The following is an 18302-nucleotide window of genomic DNA, read 5'->3' on the forward strand; positions in this document are numbered from 1 at the left end:
GCACGGGTGATTTCCAGGCCGAGGCCCGGGAGGGTCCGGTGATGAGCCAGACGCTCGATGTCTTCTCCGGCGTTCAGGTGGTGGCCGGGTCGAAGGCCGCGCGGTTCTGCGCGATGAAGGTCTCGACGTCGAGGGGGTCGCTGCCGCCGATGGTCTTGACGAGGTCGTTGGTGCCGGCGAAGACGCCGTTGCGGTAGTCGACGGCCACGGCGAGCAGGTGCTGGACGAGGTGGTCCGGCGCGCCGCGCCCGCGCAGGATGGCGGCGAACTCGTCGAGTTCGATCGGCACGTAGGTGACCTTCCGGTCCAGCGCGCGCGACATCCTCTCGGCGATCTCGTGGTGGTCGAGCTCCTCGGCTCCGTAGAGCGGGTAGATCTGTCCGGCGTGCGGGGCGGGGTTCTCCAGGATGGCCGCGATCACCTTGGCCTGGTCGCTTTCGGCGATGGGGGCGTGGCGTCCGTCGGCGAACGGCAGGCGCAGTTCGCCGGTTCCGTCGGCCCAGGTGTCGATCAGCCACTGGGCGAAGAAGGTCGGGTGGAGGTGGGTGACCGGGACCGGGGCGTGGTCCAGGACGCGTTCGGCGACCCAGTGCTGGCGGGCCGCGTTGCTGGCGGTGTGGCGGCGGGCGGAGACCTGCGACATGTTCACGATCGCCTGGACCCCGTTCTCCTCCGCGGCCTGGGCCACGTTCGCGGTGGCGTCCATCAGACCGGAACGGATCGGATAGGTGAAGTACAGGGCGTCGACCCCCTTCATCGCCGTGGCCAGGGAGTCCAGGTCGAGGACGTCGCCCTCCACGACATCCGCCCCGAGGGCGGCGAGCCGCTCGGCACGCCCATCCAGGCCCCGGACGAGGGCGCGGACGCGGTGTCCGCGCTGGAGGAGGAGTTCGGTGGTGTGGCGGCCGGTCTTGCCGGTGGCCCCGATCACGAGGAGGTCGCGTTCCATGGTGCTGGTCTCCGGTTCCTGTGACTGAGCTGGAGTGGAATTCCAGCGTCGGCCGTGCGCGTGGGCGCCGCAGGGGATGGGTGAAGGCGGTGCGGTCCCTGTCGGAGCAGGCGGCCGGCATCCTGCCCGCCCGCAAAGAAGTGGGCTAGCTAGCCCTTTTTTGTCTCCACTCAGGGAACACCTCGCGGAATGGGTTGTCAAGCCCTTTTTTGGGTTACAGTGGTGGCCATGACCACCAGCAGCCAAGCGCCGGCCCGGAAGCTGACCGCCAAGGGCGCGGCCACGCGCGAGCGCATCGTCAGGGCGGCCGCCGAGCTGATCTACGAACACGGTGCGCAGAACACCAACAACGAGCAGATCCGCGAGGCCGCCGGAGTCAGCGGCTCGCAGCTGACGCGCCACTTCCCCACCAAGGAGTCCCTGGTCCGCGCGGTGCTCGACTGGCAGGCCGACGGCATCGTCGCCCGCCACCAGGCACCGGAGCTGGGCGAGCTGGACAGCTTCGCCGCGCTGCACCGGTGGGCCGACTCCTACATCGCCTCACAGGACATGCTGCGCGGCGGGTGCACGTTCGGCTCCCTGGCCGCCGAGGTCGTCAAGGGCGAACCCTCCCACCGGGACGCGGTGGCCGACGGCTTCGAGCGGTGGCAGGCGCTGTTCAGGCGCGGCCTGGACAGGATGCGCGAGCGCGGCGAACTGCGGCCGGAGGCCGACCCGGCCGCACTCGCCCACCTGCTCACCGCCGCGTTCCAGGGCGGAGCTCTGCTGGACCAGGCGGCCGGCGACTCCACCCCCCTGCGCGACGCGCTGTACGGAGCGCTGGCCTACATCGAGTCGTTCGCCGTGCGGCACGGACCGGACGACGGCCCAGCCACCGGCCGGTGACTCCTGGCAGCTTCGGGCCGGTCTGCATCGACGCAGGGCGCGCCGGTGGTCACGACGGTGTGGCCCGCCTTCGCTCTCTCGTTGCCGTCGGCCAGCTCGTGGGTGGCGTTTCCGCTGGTGAAGGGAGTGTCGGCGGAATGTTCGGCGGGCCGCGTCCAAGAAAGGGCGCCAGGCCGCAGCCCCCGGAGTGGGCGGTTGAAGCGGGCGCCCCTGGAGACCCTGGCGGGAGGGACGCGTGGGGGGCGGTGAGGGCGAGGAGACTCGGACCACTCCGGACCGTGCCAATCCGGCGTACCCCCCGCCCCCACCACTACACCCCGGACAAACGCGCCCCCGCCCCCGCCGACCTACCGTGGACCCGAACACCCTGCACACACCCACCCCCAACGCGGAAGGGCCGGGACCCGCACATGACCTCCACCCACGCCTTCTGGCTCGCCGGCCGCCAGGTCACCGGCGAGGCCACCTTCGACGTCACCAACCCGTGGGACGCCCGTCTCGTCGGCAAGGTCAGCGTGCCCACCGACGCCCAGGTCGAGGAAGCCGTCGCCGCCGCGTACGCCGTACGGGACGAGTTCGCCGCCACCCCGGCCCACGTACGCGCCGCCGCCCTCGACCACGTCAGCCGCCGCCTCGTCGAGCGCACCGAGGAGATAGCCCAGCTGATCTCCGCCGAGAACGGCAAGCCGATCAAGTGGGCCCGCGGGGAAGTCGGCCGCGCGGTCTCCGTGTTCCGGTTCGCCGCCGAGGAAGCCCGCCGCTTCAACAGCGGCGAGGCCCAGCGCCTCGACACCGACCTCGGCGGTCAGGGTCGCCTCGCGCTCACCCGCCGCTTCCCGAAGGGCGTCGTCCTCGGCATCGCGCCGTTCAACTTCCCCCTCAACCTGTGCGCCCACAAGATCGCCCCGGCGATCGCGGCCGGCGTGCCGATCATCCTGAAGCCGGCCCCCGCCACCCCCCTGTCCGGCCTGATCATCGGCGACCTGCTCGCCGAGACGTCCGGTCTCCCGGCCGGCTCCTGGTCGATCCTCCCGGTCGCCAACGACAAGATGGCCGCCCTCGTCCAGGACGAGCGCCTCCCGGTCATCTCCTTCACCGGTTCCGAGAAGGTCGGCTACTCGATCATGGACTCGGTGCCCCGCAAGCACTGCACCCTGGAGCTCGGCGGCAACGGCGCGGCCGTCGTCCTCGGCGACTACGCGAGCGACGCCGACCTCGACTGGGCCGCCACCCGCATCGCGACCTTCTCCAACTACCAGGGCGGCCAGTCCTGCATCTCCGTGCAGCGGGTCATCGCCGACGCCGCGGTCTACGACCGGCTCCTCCCGCGCATCGTCGCCGCCGTCGAGGCCCAGGTCACCGGCGACCCCGCCGACGACAGGACCGACGTCGGCCCGCTGGTCAGCGAGGCGGCCGCCGAGCGGGTCGAGGCCTGGGTGAAGGAGGCCGTCGAGGACGGCGCCACCCTGGTCACCGGCGGCGACCGGGACGGCGCCAGCTTCGCGCCGACCGTCCTCACCGACGTCCCGGCCGAGGCCACGATCTCCTGCGAGGAGGTCTTCGGCCCCGTCCTCACCGTGCAGAAGGTGAACGGCGAGGACGAGGCGTTCGCCGCCGTCAACTCCTCCAAGTACGGTCTCCAGGCGGGCGTGTTCACCCACGACCTCCAGCTCGCCTTCCGCGCCCACCGCGCCCTCGAGGTCGGCGGTGTCGTGATCGGCGACGTCCCCTCCTACCGCGCCGACCAGATGCCGTACGGCGGCGTGAAGCAGTCCGGCGTCGGCCGCGAGGGCGTCAAGTTCGCGATGGACGACTACACCTACGAGCGCGTCCTGGTCCTCACCGGCCTCGCCCTCTGACCTGCCACGGACAGACCGGAGAGCGACGGGACGGCCGCAGCCCGCTGTGCGGGGGCTGCGGCCGTTCTCTTCCATGGGAGCTACTGCATGTAGGGGCCCGGCACCGAAGCCTTCCGGTGCCGGGCCCCTACTCCGCGCCGGCCGCTCCGGACCCTCAACCGGAGAAGCCGACGTGCGCGAGCCGCAGTGGGCCGCGCAGTGCGATGCGGACGTCGTGGACGCCCTCGGCGACGAGGCCGGCGGTGAGCGAGGCGTACGTGTACGGGTCCGGCGTCGGCTCGGCGAGCGTCAGCGCGGCCAGCGGCGGGCCGCCGCCGAGGGAGATCTCCAGCGTGCCCGTGCCCGACACCCGCGCGGTCACCTCGGTCACCCCCTCGCCGAAGTCGCAGTCCCGGTAGAGGAGTTCTCCTGAGCCGTCGCCCTCGGGCGTGACCGCGTCGCCGTCCGTTTTCGCGCGGTCCACGATCGCGATGCCGGACTGCTCGTCGAAGTCGGCCGCCGCCAGGCCGCGTTCGGAGGCGACGGCCCGCGGCGCCGCCGGCTCGCCGTCCAGGATCACGGTCGTACGCAGCCGGATGTCCGCGCTGGACGCGCCGACCAGCACGTCGTACGCACCGCCCTCCAGGCGCCGCCCGCCGCGTGCCACGTCCCAGAACCCGAAGGCGGAGAGGGGGACTTCGAAGGTCAGGCCGGTCCGTTCGCCGGGGTGCAGAGTGAGCCGGCGATGGGCGAGGAGTTCGCGGCGCGGGCGTACCGACGACGGCTCGACGGCCCGGGTGTAGAGCTGGGCCACCTCGTCCGCCGGCACATCGCCGGTGTTGGCGACCGTGAAGGAGACGCGGAGCGTTCCGTCCGCCACCTCGGTCGCCAGGTCCGCGTAGGAGAAGGACGCGTAGGACAGGCCGTGGCCGAACGGGAAGAGCGGGGCACCCTCGAAGTAGAGGTAGGTCTGGCGGGAGCCCAGCACGTCGTAGTCGAGGAGGCCGGGCAGGTCGGTGTCGGAGGTGTACCAGGTCTGCGGGAGGCGGCCCGCGGGTGAGACGTCGCCGGCCAGCACACGGGCGAGGGCGGTGCCGGCCGCCTGGCCGCCGTGGGCCGTCCAGAGCACGGCGGGCAGCCGGGCCACGTCCACCGCGTACGGGTACGAGGACACCAGCGCCAGCACCGTGTCCGGGTTCGCGGCACGGGCGGCACGCAGGAGGCGTTCCTGGTGCGGGGGCAGGGCCAGGGTCGTACGGTCCTCGGTCTCGCGGCCGTTGATGTGCGGGTCGTTGCCCGCGACCACCAGGACCGCGTCGGCCGCGGCGGCGACCCTGGCGACGGCGTCCTCACCCCGCTCGGCGATGATCAACTCGAAGATCGAAGCGTTTTCGGCGGCAACCTTCACTCCGCCGGCGGCGACAGAGACGTGGCGACCCGTGCCGAGGTGCCGGAGGAGGTGACCGTTCTCGTGGGGTTCCAGGCGGAACGTCTCCTGGACGACCCAGCCGCCGGGCTGGTCCGCGGCGGCGCGGACGAGGCCGTCCTCGGCGACGGAGAGATAGCGTCCGTCCGGGGCACGGAGCGTCACCACCCCCTCGCCCCAGTCGGCGAGGGCGAGTTCGGTGCCGGTGGCGTCGGCGGTCAGCGGGGGCAGGTCCGTGCGGCCCGCGAGCAGCGCCGGGTCCAGGGCGCCCGCCGCGCCGCGCGCCTCGTCGGCGGCCTCGGGAGCGGCCGGCACGTGCAGGAAGCTGCCGTCCGCGAGCCGCAGCCGGACCCGGTCCACGCCCTCCGCGAACTCCACGCGCTGCGCGCCGAACCGCTCGTACAGGCCCTCCAGGGGGGTGGAGCGGTGGATCAGGGTGCCGCTGTACCAGTCGAGTTTGCACTCGTCGGCGAGCAGGCCGACCACGGCGATCCGGGCGTCGGGCGCGAGCGGCAGCAGGTCGCCGTCGTTCTTGAGCAGGACGACCGCCTGCTCGGCCGCCTCCTGGGCGAGGGCGCGGTGGGCCGGGGTGTCGAACTCGGCGGTCCCCGCATGCGGATCGTCGTGCGGGTCGAACTCGCCGAGGCGGAAGCGGACCGAGAGCTGGCGGCGGACGGCCGTGTCGACGTCCTTCTCCGTCAGCAGGCCCCGGGCCAGCGCCCCGTGGACGCGGGCGACGATCTTCGAACCGTCCGTGCCGTGGTCGGTGAAGCTGTCGACCCCGGCGAGGAGGGCGGCCGCCGTCGCTTCCTCGTGGGTGTCGAAGTAGTGCTCGTGGTCGACCAGGTTGCTGGGCGCGCCGGCGTCGGAGCAGACCAGCAGGTCCTCGTCGGTCCAGGTGCGCAACTGCTCGCGCAGGTACGGGGAGACGTGGTTGGGGCGGCCGTTGACCAGGTTGTACGCGGGCATCACCCCGGCCACCGCGCCCGCCTGCACGGTCTCCCGGAAGGCGCGCAGGTCGTACTCGTGCAGTACCCGGGGGCGGACCGAGGAGGAGGAAGTGGCCCGGTCCGTCTCGTTGTTGTGAGCCAGCCAGTGCTTCAGGACCGGGGCCGTGCGCCAGTACACCGGGTGGTCGCCGCGCAGGCCGCGGGTGTAGGCGGTGGCGATGGCGGAGGTCAGTTTCGGGTCCTCGGAGTAGCCCTCCTCGTTGCGGCCCCAGAGCGGATGGCGCAGCAGGTTCACCGTCGGGGCCCAGACGTTGAGGCCGACCCGGTCGTCACCGGCGCGCATCGCCCGGACCTCCTTGGACACGGCTTCGCCGACCCGTCGGACGAGATCGGTGTTCCAGGTCGCGCCGAGGCCGACCGACTGCGGGAACACCGTCGCCGGGCCCATCCAGGCCACCCCGTGCAGGGCCTCCTGGCCGGTGCGGAAGGGCGCGATGCCGAGGCGCTCCACGGCGGGCGCGAACTGGTGCAGGAAGGAGACCTTCTCGTCCAGGGTGAGCCGGGCCAGCAGATCGTCGATGCGCTTCGCGAACGGCAGGTGCGGATCGCGGAAAGGTGGCGCGGGCGGCGTTTTAGCGGTCACGTGCGGTTCCCCTTGCGATGGAGCGGCGAGGCGCTTTCGAAGCGCTTCGATGCTCATTCGACGCAGGGGTGGGTGTCAAGGGATGCTCAGCGATATTTCAAGTGGCGCATACGAAGAGGTCACCGCCCATACCTCGGAGGAATCTTGGAAGCGACCCTTGTGCACCCCCGGGTGTTCACTTAACCTCGCAGCAACATCGAAGCGCTTCGACTAGTCGAACAGCCGACCATCCGGCACCTCCCAGAGGTGCACCGCATGGGTCGGTGGACCGCTTCCGCTCAGCCAGTTCCACTCAAGACACCGCAGCCGACGGCCACCGCCGGGTGTCCTTGGTGCGCCATGAAGGGTTGACGCAATGACGCCGAACGCCGCTTCCGCCCCGTCCGGGCCGAGCCGGAGAAGTTTCCTCGCCTCCACGGCAGTCGCCACCGCAGCGGTGGCGGGCGGTATGCCGCTGCTCGCCGCCTGCGGGGCGTCGGACAGCGGGTCCGGAGGGGGCTCCTCCTCGGGCAAGGACGCGAAGAAGCTGCTGCCGTCGTACGTCGCCGACAACGTGGTGACCCCCGACATCCCGTCGAAGTACGGCTCGTCGATCGGCTTCACCAGCAAGCTCGACCTGGCGGCCCTGAAGACCTCGGTCCCGAAGAAGCTCGGCAAGGGCGGCAAGGTCACCGTCATGTCGCCGTTCTGGGGCTCCCCGCCCAAGCAGGACAACCCGTACTACAACGCGATGAACGACATGATCGGCGTCGACGTCGAGTGGCAGAACCAGGACGGCAACACCTACGACCAGAAGCTCGGCGCGGTCCTCGCCTCCAGCGACGTACCGGACGTCGTCGTCATCCCGAACTGGAACATGGGCGGCAAGATACCCACCGCCATCATCAGCAAGTTCGCCGACCTCGGGCCGTACCTGTCGGGCGACAAGGTCAAGGACTACCCGAACCTCGCCGCCATCCCGACCGACGCCTGGCGGCGCTGCATCTTCGGCGGCAAGCTGCGCGGACTGCCGATGCCGGCGTCGTACGTCACCAACATCGTGCCCCTCTACCGCAAGGACATCTTCGACAAGGAGGGCTACGAAATCCCGCGCTCGGCCGCCGAGTTCCTCTCCCTGGCCAAGGAGATCACCAACGCCAAGGCCAGGCGCTGGGCCTGCCTGGACATGAAGTGGACCGCCTGGCAGATGTTCGGCGTCCTGTCCGGCAGCGAGAAGCCGCTCGGCTGGAACCTCGTCGACGGCAAGCTGATCAACCGCATCGAGACCGACGAGTACCTCGAAGCGCTGGAGTGGGCCCGCAAGCTCTTCGCCGCCGGAGTCGTGCACCCCGACGCCAAGCTGGGCAAGAACGCCCCCGACCCGGGCCCCAAGTTCGCGGCGGGCGAGTTCCTCATCTACCCCAACGACATCAGCCAGTGGTGGAGCCGCACCGCCGAACAGGCCACCCAGAACCCGGACTTCAAGATATGGGGCATGGACGTCTACGGCCACGACGGCGGAAACCCGCAGGTCTGGGCCGAACAGCCGGCCGGCATCTTCGCCTTCGTCAACAAGAAGGCCTCGGAGTCCGTCATCCACGACGTGCTGGCCGTCGCCAACACCACCGCGGCGCCGTACGGCACCAAGGAGTACATGGCCACCAACTACGGCGTCGAGGGCACCCACTACACCGTCAAGAACGGCGTGCCCACCAAGACCACCCAGGGCAACAACGAGGTCCTCAACGCCTACGTCATGATCGCGAGCCCCGCCGCCACCATCGCCCACCCCGACTTCCCCGACGTCGCCAAGGCGCAGGTGGAGTGGCAGCAGCGGATGGGCTCCTTCACCAGGAAGTCCAGCTTCTTCGGCCAGATGATCACCGAGCCGTCCCGCTACACCAACCTCATGGACGACTTCGAGACGCTGGAGGACGACATCACCCGCGGTCGCAAGAAGATCAGCGACATGCAGCAGGCCGTCGCCGAGTGGAAGAGCAAGGGCGGCGACAAGCTGCGCGACTGGTACCAGAAGCTGCTCGACGACAACGGTTCGTCGGCGAGCTGACCCGGCACCGAGGCAAGGAGAACAGCCGTGTCCCACAGCACGGTGCCTCGCAGCAGGACCGAGGCAGACGACGACGGTACGGGGAGGACTCCGCCGGCGTCCGGCGGCGCCACCGGAACCAAGAACAAGGCGAACACCGGGAAGCTCAGCCTGCGCCTCAGATTCAGACGCGACCGCGCCCTGATCCTGATGACCCTGCCGGCGGTCCTGCTGCTCCTGGTCTTCAACTACCTGCCGATCCTCGGCAACATCGTCGCCTTCCAGGACTACGACCCGTACGTCAGCGACAACGGCATCGTCTCCATGCTGCACAGCGCATGGGTGGGCCTGGAGAACTTCCAGCAGATCTTCGCCGACTCGGCGTTCTGGAACGCGGTGAAGAACACCCTGGTGCTGTTCTTCCTGCAGCTCGTGCTGTTCTTCCCGATCCCGATCGCCCTCGCGCTGCTCATCAACAGCGTGATCCGGCCCCGGGTCCGCGCGATCGCCCAGGCGGTGCTGTACCTCCCGCACTTCTTCTCCTGGGTCCTGGTCATCTCCGTCTTCCAGCAGATCTTCGGCGGCGCGGGCGTGTTGTCGCAGCTCCTGCGGCAGCACGGCTACGACGGACTCGACATCATGACCGACCCGTCGACCTTCAAGTTCCTGGTCACGGCGGAGAGCGTCTGGAAGGACGCGGGCTGGGGGATCATCGTCTTCCTGGCGGCGCTGGCGTCGGTGAGTCCCGACCTCTACGAGGCCGCCGCCATGGACGGCGCGGGCCGCCGGCGCCGCATCTGGCACGTCACGCTGCCCGCCCTGCGCCCGGTCATCGCCCTGCTGCTGGTCCTGCGGGTGGGCGACGCGCTGACGGTCGGCTTCGAGCAGATCCTCCTCCAACGCGACGCCGTCGGACCGGGAGCCTCCGAAGTCCTCGACACCTTCGTCTGGTGGAACGGCGTCCGCAACCAGGACTTCGGCTACGCGGCCGCCGCCGGCCTCATCAAGGGCGTGGTCAGTCTCGGACTGGTCCTCGCCGCGAACAAGGTGGCCCATCTCATGGGCGAGCAGGGGGTGTACAAGAAATGACCGCCGTCATCGACAAGCCGCCCGTACGGGAGCGGCCGCCGTCCCGGTGGGCCGCGCCGCCCCGCCCGGTGTGGGAGGAGGAGCCGAGCAGGGCCGGCGTCGCCGGCAAGGGCCTGGTCCTGACCCTGGCCTGCCTGGCCATCCTCTTCCCGCTCTGGATCGTGGTCGTCACCAGCCTGTCCTCCCGGAAGACCATCGACCAGGCGGGCGGCCTCGTGATGATCCCCAAGGGCATCACCTTCGTCGCCTACCGGGAGCTGCTGAGCGGTGGTCAGGTCACCCGGGCCACGGTCATCAGCGTCCTGATCACCCTCGTCGGCACGCTGTTCTCGATGACCGTGTCGGTGCTGTGTGCCTACGGCCTCTCGCGGATCGGCTCGCTCGGCCACCGCTGGTTCCTGATGCTGCTGCTGGCCACGATGTTCTTCAGCGCCGGTCTGATCCCGACCTACCTGCTGGTGCAGTCCCTCGGCCTCACCGACAGCTATCTCGCCCTGATCCTCCCGAGCGCGGTGAGCGTCTTCAACATCCTCGTCCTGCGCGGGTTCTTCATGGGCATCTCGCAGGAACTGACCGACAGCGCGCGCATCGACGGCGCCGGCGACTTCCGGATCCTGTGGCAGATCGTGATGCCGCTGTCCCGGGCGGTGCTGGCCGTGATCACCCTGTTCTACGCGGTCGGGTACTGGAGCGCGTGGTTCAACGCGTCCCTGTACCTCAACGACCAGAACAAGATGCCGCTGCAGAACGTCATGATCCAGCTGGTGCAGAAGCAGCAGGCCCCGGTGGGACTGGGGCAGGCGATCAAGACGGGCGAGCTGTCGGGGCTCGCGGTGCAGATGGCGGTGATGGTGATGGCGCTGCTGCCGGTGGCGGTCCTGTCCCCGTTCGTCCAGAAGCACTTCAAGAAGGGGATGCTCACCGGGGCGGTGAAGGGGTGACCGTCGCCCTCTGAAGGGGGGCGGGGAGCGTCGGCGACTGCGGCTGCTCCGTGGCCGGTCGCGCAGTTCCTCCCCCAGCCTTCGGCCGGGGGTACCCCCAGCCGCGTCCTGCACACCTAGCTGCGGGCAGGCGTGCCACAGGCGGCACGGGTGGGCGCTGGGGGTCCCCCCGGCCGAAGGCTGGGGGAGGCCACCCGGCCAGCGCCGGTAAGCGTCCCCACCCCCGCCCAGCGCCCACCCCGGTCAACCACCAAACCCACCGAAGGTTCCCCATGCCAACCCTGCGTCGCAGAACCGTCCTCGCCGGCACCGCAGCAACCGCCGCCCTCACCGCCCTCCCCGTCCCCACCGCCCACGCGGCCGAGCCCCGGCCGCAGGCGCACGCGTACCGCTGGCGCAACGCGGTGATCGGCGGCACCGGATTCGTCACCGGCGTGCTCTTCCACCCCACCGTCCCCGGCCTCGCCTACGCCCGCACCGACATCGGCGGCGCCTACCGCTGGGACGCCCGCACCGCCCGCTGGACCCCCCTCACCGATCACCTCGGCTGGGACGACTGGAACCTCCTCGGCGTGGAGGCGATGGCCGTCGACCCGGCCCACCCCGACCGGCTCTACCTCGCCCTCGGCACGTACGCCCAGTCCTGGGCCGGCAACGGCGCGGTCCTGCGCTCCGACGACCGGGGCGCCACCTGGACCCGCAGTGACCTCACCGTGAAACTCGGCGCCAACGAGGACGGCCGGGGCATGGGCGAACGCCTCCTCGTCGACCCGCGGGACAGCGACACCCTGTGGCTGGGGACGAGACACGACGGGCTGCTCAGGTCGACGGACCGGGGCGCCACCTGGGCGCAGGCCGACGGCTTCCCGGCCACCCCCTCCGCCTCCGGGCAGGGCGTCAGCCTCCTCGTCGCCGTCGGCCGTGCCGTCTACGCCGGCTGGGCGGACGGCGACGGCAGCGCGACCGCCGTCGGTCTGTACCGCACCACCGACGGGGCTGCCTGGGAAGCCGTACCCGGCCAGCCGACCGGCACCGCGGCCAAGATCCCGGTCCGCGCCGCCTACGACCGCCACGCCCGCGAGCTGTACGTGACGTACGCCGACGCCCCCGGCCCCAACGGCCAGGCGGACGGCAGTGTGCACAAGTTCGCCACCGGCACAGGCAGGTGGACGGAGGTCACGCCGGTCCGGCCCGGCGGCAGCGACACCTTCGGCTACGGCGGGGTCGCCGTCGACGCCCGCCGGCCCGGCACCGCCGTCGTCTCGACGAACAACCGGTGGGCGGTCGTGGACACCCTCTACCGGACCACCGACGGCGGCCGTACCTGGACGTCCCTCAAGGACTCCGCTGTCTTCGACGTGTCCGAGACTCCTTTCCTGAAGTGGGGAGGCGACCAGCCCAAGTTCGGGTGGTGGATCCAGGCCGTCGCCGTCGATCCGTACGACTCGAAGCACGTCGTCTACGGCACCGGCGCCACCCTGTACGGCACCCGCGACCTCGTCCACTGGGCCCCGCAGATCCGCGGCCTGGAGGAGACGTCGGTGCTCCAGCTGGTGTCGCCCCCGGTCGGGGAGGCACACCTGCTGAGCGGCTCGGGGGACATCGGCGTCCTGTACCACGAGCGGCTCACCGCGTCCCCGTCGCGCGGTATGGCCACGAACCCCGTGTTCGGGTCGGCGACGGGGCTCGCGCAGGCCGCGGGCAGGCCGGCGTACGTGGTCCGCGCCGGCTGGGGCGACCACGGCAACGGCGCGTACTCGAACGACGGGGGCCGGACCTGGGCGCCCTTCGCCGCCCAGCCCTCCCTCGCCCACGACGCACCGGGGCCGATCGCCGCCAACGCCGACGGCAGCGTGCTGCTGTGGTCCTTCGTGCACTGGGACGGGACCAAGTACCCCGCCCACCGGTCGGACGACAACGGCGCCACCTGGACCGAGATCTCCTCCTTCCCGAAGGGCGCCACGCCGGTCGCCGACCCGGCCGACCCGACGCTCTTCTACGCGTACGACACCGACACAGGAACGCTACAAGCCAGCACTGACAGTGGCCGTTCGTTCACGGCGCGTGCTACCGGTCTGCCCTCCGGTGACAGTCAGTTCCAGCTGGTCGCGGCGCCGGGCAGGTCCGGTGACCTGTGGCTGAGCGTGAAGTGGAACGGCCTGTACCGGTCCACCGACGGCGGGGCCACGTTCGTCAAGGTCGCCAGCTGCCGGGCCGCGTACACCCTCGGCTTCGGCAAGGCGGCGCCCGGTGCCGACTATCCGGCGATCTACCTGGTCGGCTCCACCGAGTCGATCACCGCCGTCCACCGCTCCGACGACGAGGCCGGCACCTGGGTCCGGATCAACGACGACCGGCACCAGTGGGGCTGGATCGGGCAGGCCGTCACCGGGGACCCGCGCGTGTACGGCAGGGTCTACCTGGCCACCAACGGGCGCGGCATCCAGTACGGGGAGCCCGTCCGATGACCGCCGGACCAAAGCCGCCGGGGCTCTCCGACGCCACCCGTGGCCGCATCCTCTTCGGCGGCGACTACAACCCCGAGCAGTGGCCCGAGGAGACCTGGCACGAGGACGTCCGGCTGATGACGGCCGCCGGCGTCAACTCCGTGACCATGGGCGTCTTCTCCTGGGCGCGGCTCGAACCGCAACCGGGACAGCGGGACTTCGGCTGGCTGGACCGGCTCATGGACCTGATGCACGACCACGGCATCGGCGTCGTCCTCGCCACCCCCACCGCGTCACCGCCGCCGTGGCTCGGGCGGCTGCACCCGGACACCCTGCCCCGGGACGCCGACGGCCGCACCGAGTGGTGGGGCGGCCGCCAGCACTTCTCGCACTCCAGCGCCACCTACCGCCGGTACGCCGCCGCCATCACCGAGGACCTCGCCGCCCGCTACGCCGGCCACCCCGCCCTCACGATGTGGCACATCAACAACGAGTACTGCACCTTCGACCACGGCGACGAGGCCGCCGCCGCCTTCCGCCGCTGGCTGCGCGAACGCTATGGCACCCTCGACGCCCTCAACACCGCCTGGGGAACGGCGTTCTGGAGCCAGGGCTACGACACCTGGGACGCCATCCTGCCCGCGCGCCGTAGCCATTACCTGAAGAACCCCACCCAGGTGCTGGACTTCCGCCGCTTCACCTCCGACATGCTCCTGGAGTGCTACCGGGCCGAACGGGACATCGTCGCCCGCCACACCCCACACATCCCGGTGACCACCAACTTCATGCCGCTGTGGATCGGCCAGGACGCCTGGCGCTGGTCGGCCGAGGAGGACGTCGTCTCCGTCGACCTCTACCCCGACCCGCGGGATCCCCTGGGCGCGCAGCACGGCGCGCTCGTCCACGACCTCACCCGCTCCCAGGCGCGCGGCCCCTGGATGCTCATGGAGCAGGCCGCCGGACCGGTCAACTGGCGCGGGGTCAACCACCCGAAGCCCCGCGGCCTCAACCGCCAGTGGTCCCTCCAGGCCGTGGCCCGCGGCGCGGACGCCGTCTGCTACTTCCAGTGGCGGCAGTCGAGACAGGGCGCGGAGAAGTTCCACTCCGGGATGGTCAGCCACGCGGGGGAGGAGGGCCGTACCTACCAGGAGATCAAACGGCTCGGCGCCGAACTGGCCACCCTCGCAGCCGAGGTGACCGAGCGTCATATCAGTGCCGACATCGCGATCCTGCACGACTGGCACTCCTGGTGGGCCGGTGCCCACGAAGGCCGGCTCTCCACCGAGGTCGACCTCCCCGACGTCCTGCACGCCTGGCACCGGGCCCTGTGGGAGTCGAACCTCACCACCGACTTCGCCCACCCCGAACAGGACCTGTCCGCCTACCGGCTGGTCGTCGTCCCGCAGCTCTATCTCCTCACCGACGCCGCGATCGGCAACCTCCTCGCCTACGTCCGCGGCGGCGGCACCCTGGTCAGCGGCTTCCTCACCGGCATCGCCGACGAGGACGACCGGATCCGACCCGGCGGCATGGACGCACGGCTGCGTGAGCTCTTCGGCATCCGCACCCTGCACGAGTGGTGGCCGCTGGACGCGGGGGAGACCGTCGCGTGCGAGGGCTTCCGCGGAACCCTGTGGTCGGAGGAGATCGAGGCCGTACCCGGCGTCACGGAGACCGTGCCGTACCAGGGCGGGGAACTCGACGGAATGCCGGCCGTGCTGCGCAACGGGCGCGCCTGGTACGTCTCCACGCTCCCCGAGCCGGAGGCGCTGCGCAAGCTGCTCGGCCGGATCGCGGCGGACGCGGGGGCGCGCCCGGTGCTCGAAGGGCTGCCCACCGGAGTCGAGGCGGTCCGCCGGGGTGAGCTGCTGTTCCTGTTCAATCACGGGTGTGATCAGGTAAAAGTTCCGATCATGGGAACACATCGAGACCTGCTGACCGGTACGACCGTCACCGGCGAGACCGTCCTGGGCCGCTACGGAGTGGCGGTGCTCAGGCCATGACCACCACCGGTACCGACACCGCCGCAGCGTCCGGCCCCGTCCACGGCACCTGGGAGCCCGCCCCCGCCGCCCGCTGGGAGGACGCCTTCCTGAGTGGCAACGGCCATCACGGCACCCTCGTGTTCGGTGATCCGAACGACGACCGTGTCATCGTCACTCATCACACCCTCGTGCGCCCGAACGGCGGCGAACACGCCCGCCCGCCCCGCCTGGCAGCCGCACTCGCCGACGTGCAGGACAGGTTGCTCGCCGGCGAGTCGGACGCCGCCGAGAGCTTCACCGACGGCCGTCCGCTCCAGTGGGTCCAGCCCTTCCACCCCGCCTTCCAGATCCGGCTGCGCAGGCCGCACGGCCGCCCTGACGGCTACCGCCGCTCCGTCGACTTCACCACCGGCGAGGTCACCGCCACCGCCGCCGACTGGACCAGCCGGGTCTTCGTCTCCCGCGCGGACGACGTGATCGTGCAGCAGGTCACCACGGCCGACCTCGACATCGCCCTGGACCACCGGCTCCCTGGCGCCCCGAGCGGCCTGGGTGTCGGCCACGGCGCGCTGCGCACCCCCGAGGGCGCCCTGCTCAGCCTCCGCGCCCGCTACCCGGACAGCGACCGCGCCTACACGGGCGTCACCCTGGTCGCCGTCACCGGCGGCTCCACCGGACTCGTCCCGCCGGGCGTCCGCGTCACCGGCGCCGAGTCCGTCCTCCTCCTCACCCGGGTCCGCCGCCACACCGGCGAACTCGACGTGACCGCCGAGGCACGCGAACTGAGCGACCTGCTCGCCGACCAGGAGTCGTACGACGCGCTGCTCACCCGCCACCTCGGCCTCCATCGCACCGCCTACGCGCGCGTCGCCCTCGATCTGGCCGCCGACCCGGCCGACCGCGCCCTCCCCGGCTCCCAGTTGCTCGAACGGTCCGCCCAAGCGGCTCTTCTGGAACGGCTCTTCGCCGCCGGCCGCTACCACCTGCTCTCCGCCTCCGGCCTCAACCCGCCCCGCCTGACCGGGTTGTGGACCGGTGACTGGGACACCGCCTGGTCGGGGGCGTTCACCAACGACGCCAACGTCAACCTCCAGACGGCCTCGGCCGCGGCCGCCGCGCTTCCCGAAGTCACCCAGGCCTGCGCCGCGCTGGTCCAGCGCCAGCTCGGCGACTGGCGGGAGAACGCCCGCGCGGTGTTCGGCGCCCGGGGCGTGGTGGCGCCCGCGCACAGCGACGGCGAGTCCGGGCTGGCTTACCACTTCAGCCGCGAATACCCCCTGCACCTGTGGACGGCCGGCGCCGACTGGCTGCTCAAACCGCTCGTCGACCACGACGAGATCCGCGGCGATCGTGATCCCCGCACGGCGGCGGCGCTGGCCGAAGTCGCCCTGTTCTACGAGGACTTCCTCACCCGGACCGACGCCGACGGCCACCTCGTGATCGTCCCCTCCTACTCGCCCGAGAACCGGCCCGCGAACGCCAGCTGGGGCGCGGTCAACGCGGCGATGGACCTCTCCGCGGCCCGGCACGCCCTGCGCACCGCGGCCGACTACCACCCCGGCCCGGACGCCGACCGCTGGCGCGCCCTCGCCGACCGGCTGCCCCCGCACCGCACCAACGCCGACGGCGCGCTCGCCGAATGGGCCTGGCCCGGCCTCGACGACACCTACGACCACCGCCACCTCAGCCACCTCTACGGCGTCTGGCCGCTCGACGAGATCAGCCCGTACGACACCCCGGAGCTCGCCGCCGCCGCCCACCGCGCGCTCGAACTGCGCGGCGCCGAGAACGACTCGGCCCACGGCCACCTCCATCACGCGCTCGTCGCGGCCCGCCTGCGGGACGGCGAGCGGGTCGAGGCCGCCCTCGCCCAGGTCCTGGGCGGTGACTTCTTCCACGCCTCCCTGATGAGCGCCCACTACCCGCACCTCGAGGTCTACAACGCGGACGCCGCACACACCCTGCCCGCCGTGATCGTCGAAGCCCTCGTCCAGTCGACCCCGGACCGGCTGGTCCTGCTGCCGGCGCCGCCGCGGGGCCTGGAAAGAGGGCGGCTGCACGGCATCCGCACCCGCTTCGGAGCCGAACTCGACCTCGACTGGACGCCCGAGGGCGCGCGAGCCGTCCTGAAGCCGCACCGGACGCTCCGCGTCGACCTGTGGACTTCCTCCGGCCGTCGGCCGCTCGACCTCGTCGCCGGAGAAGACCACGTCCTCACCCTGGGGACGTGGTAGCCACCGCACCTCCCCCCACCCATGGAAGGGACACCATGGCAACACGCACGTATCGCAGGGTCGCCACCGCCCTGATCGCCCCCGCGCTCGCCCTCGGCGCCACCGTCGGCCTCGCCGCGGCCCCCGCCTCGGCCGCCGTCTGGAGCTCCTGCGACCAGTGGGGCAACACCACGCTGACCGGCTACACCCTCTACAACAACATCTGGGGCTCCGGCGCCGGCACCCAGTGCATCTGGGCCAACTCCGGCACCAACTGGGGCGTCAACGCCAACCACCCCAACACCGGCGGCATCAAGTCGTACCCCAACGCCAAGAAGGTGATCAACAAGACGATCACCTCGCTCACGTCGCTCACCAGCAGCTACAACGTGACCGTCCCGTCGTCCGGCGCGTACAACACGTCGTACGACATCTGGGACACCGGATACGCCAACGAGATCATGCTGTGGGTCAACAAGACCGGGGCCGTCGGGCCGCTCGGGACCTCGCAGGGCACGCTCACGCTGGGCGGCAACACCTGGACCGTCTACAAGGGCAACAACGGCTCGAACAACGTCTATTCGTTCATCCGGAGCTCCAACTCCAGCTCCGGCACGATCGACATCCTGCCGATCCTGAAGTGGATCAAGGACACCAAGGGCTGGTTCGGCAACGTCACCATCGGCGACCTGCAGTTCGGCTTCGAGATCACGTCCTCGTCCGGCGGGCTGGACTTCACCGTCAACAGCGAGAGCGTCAGCAGCAGCTGAGTCACCGGGGCGGGCCCCCCCCCCGCGGGGGCGCCCCCCCCCCCCGCCCCCCCCGGGGCCCCCCGCCCGCCCCGGGGGGGGGGGGGCGGGGGGGCCGCCGGCCCCCGGGGCGGGGGGGGGCGGGGGGGGGCGGGGGTTGG

The 18302-nt window shown here is 71.3% G+C and carries 11 protein-coding genes; 9 read left to right on the forward strand and 2 right to left on the reverse strand.

Annotated elements, in window-relative coordinates; genetic code table 11:
• Positions 1-73: 73 nt before the first annotated feature.
• A complete protein-coding gene (locus ACFY0P_RS37565) occupies positions 74-949 on the reverse strand; it encodes an NmrA family NAD(P)-binding protein (protein ID WP_388923790.1) in 876 nt (291 codons plus the stop codon).
• A gap of 228 nt (positions 950-1177) precedes the next feature.
• Between ACFY0P_RS37565 and ACFY0P_RS37570 the strand changes: the two genes are divergently transcribed.
• Both ACFY0P_RS37570 and ACFY0P_RS37575 read left to right on the forward strand, forming a co-directional pair.
• The gene (locus tag ACFY0P_RS37570) at positions 1178-1834 is read left to right on the forward strand and encodes a TetR/AcrR family transcriptional regulator (protein WP_388923793.1); all 657 of its coding nucleotides are present in this window, start codon (positions 1178-1180) and stop codon (positions 1832-1834) included.
• A gap of 410 nt (positions 1835-2244) precedes the next feature.
• Positions 2245-3693 (forward strand): aldehyde dehydrogenase family protein, encoded by a 1449-nt coding sequence (locus ACFY0P_RS37575; RefSeq protein ID WP_388923796.1) that lies wholly within the window; start codon positions 2245-2247, stop codon positions 3691-3693.
• A 154-nt stretch (positions 3694-3847) separates the two neighbouring features.
• Here ACFY0P_RS37575 and ACFY0P_RS37580 read toward each other — a convergent pair whose 3' ends face one another.
• Positions 3848-6691, reverse strand: coding sequence for a glycoside hydrolase family 3 C-terminal domain-containing protein (locus ACFY0P_RS37580; protein WP_388923799.1), 2844 nt, complete (start codon positions 6689-6691; stop codon positions 3848-3850).
• 355 nt (positions 6692-7046) lie between these two features.
• On the opposite strand from ACFY0P_RS37580, the gene ACFY0P_RS37585 reads away from it, so the two are divergent.
• The 7 genes from ACFY0P_RS37585 (at position 7047) to ACFY0P_RS37615 (ending at position 18162) form a co-directional block, all read left to right on the forward strand.
• Entirely contained in the window at positions 7047-8738 is a 1692-nt protein-coding gene (locus ACFY0P_RS37585) for an extracellular solute-binding protein (RefSeq protein ID WP_388923802.1), read from the forward strand.
• 27 nt (positions 8739-8765) lie between these two features.
• Positions 8766-9806: an ABC transporter permease gene (locus ACFY0P_RS37590; RefSeq protein WP_388923805.1), complete on the forward strand. Its 1041-nt coding sequence runs from the start codon at positions 8766-8768 to the stop codon at positions 9804-9806.
• Positions 9803-10747, forward strand: coding sequence for a carbohydrate ABC transporter permease (locus ACFY0P_RS37595; RefSeq protein WP_388923808.1), 945 nt, complete (start codon positions 9803-9805; stop codon positions 10745-10747). Before ACFY0P_RS37590 ends, ACFY0P_RS37595 begins: the two co-directional genes overlap by 4 nt.
• A 272-nt stretch (positions 10748-11019) precedes the next feature.
• Positions 11020-13215: a 1,4-beta-glucanase gene (locus tag ACFY0P_RS37600; RefSeq protein WP_388923811.1), complete on the forward strand. Its 2196-nt coding sequence runs from the start codon at positions 11020-11022 to the stop codon at positions 13213-13215.
• Positions 13212-15197: a beta-galactosidase gene (locus ACFY0P_RS37605; protein WP_388923814.1), complete on the forward strand. Its 1986-nt coding sequence runs from the start codon at positions 13212-13214 to the stop codon at positions 15195-15197. Before ACFY0P_RS37600 ends, ACFY0P_RS37605 begins: the two co-directional genes overlap by 4 nt.
• Positions 15194-17413, forward strand: a complete 2220-nt coding sequence (locus ACFY0P_RS37610; protein ID WP_388923816.1) for a glycoside hydrolase N-terminal domain-containing protein — start codon at positions 15194-15196, stop codon at positions 17411-17413. The genes ACFY0P_RS37605 and ACFY0P_RS37610 overlap by 4 nt, the downstream gene beginning before the upstream one ends.
• Before the next feature lie 35 nt (positions 17414-17448).
• Positions 17449-18162, forward strand: a complete 714-nt coding sequence (locus tag ACFY0P_RS37615) for a hypothetical protein (protein ID WP_388923819.1) — start codon at positions 17449-17451, stop codon at positions 18160-18162.
• Positions 18163-18302 lie beyond the last annotated feature (140 nt).

This window comes from Streptomyces sp. NPDC001714 (assembly GCF_042892755.1).
Lineage (GTDB): Bacteria > Actinomycetota > Actinomycetes > Streptomycetales > Streptomycetaceae > Streptomyces.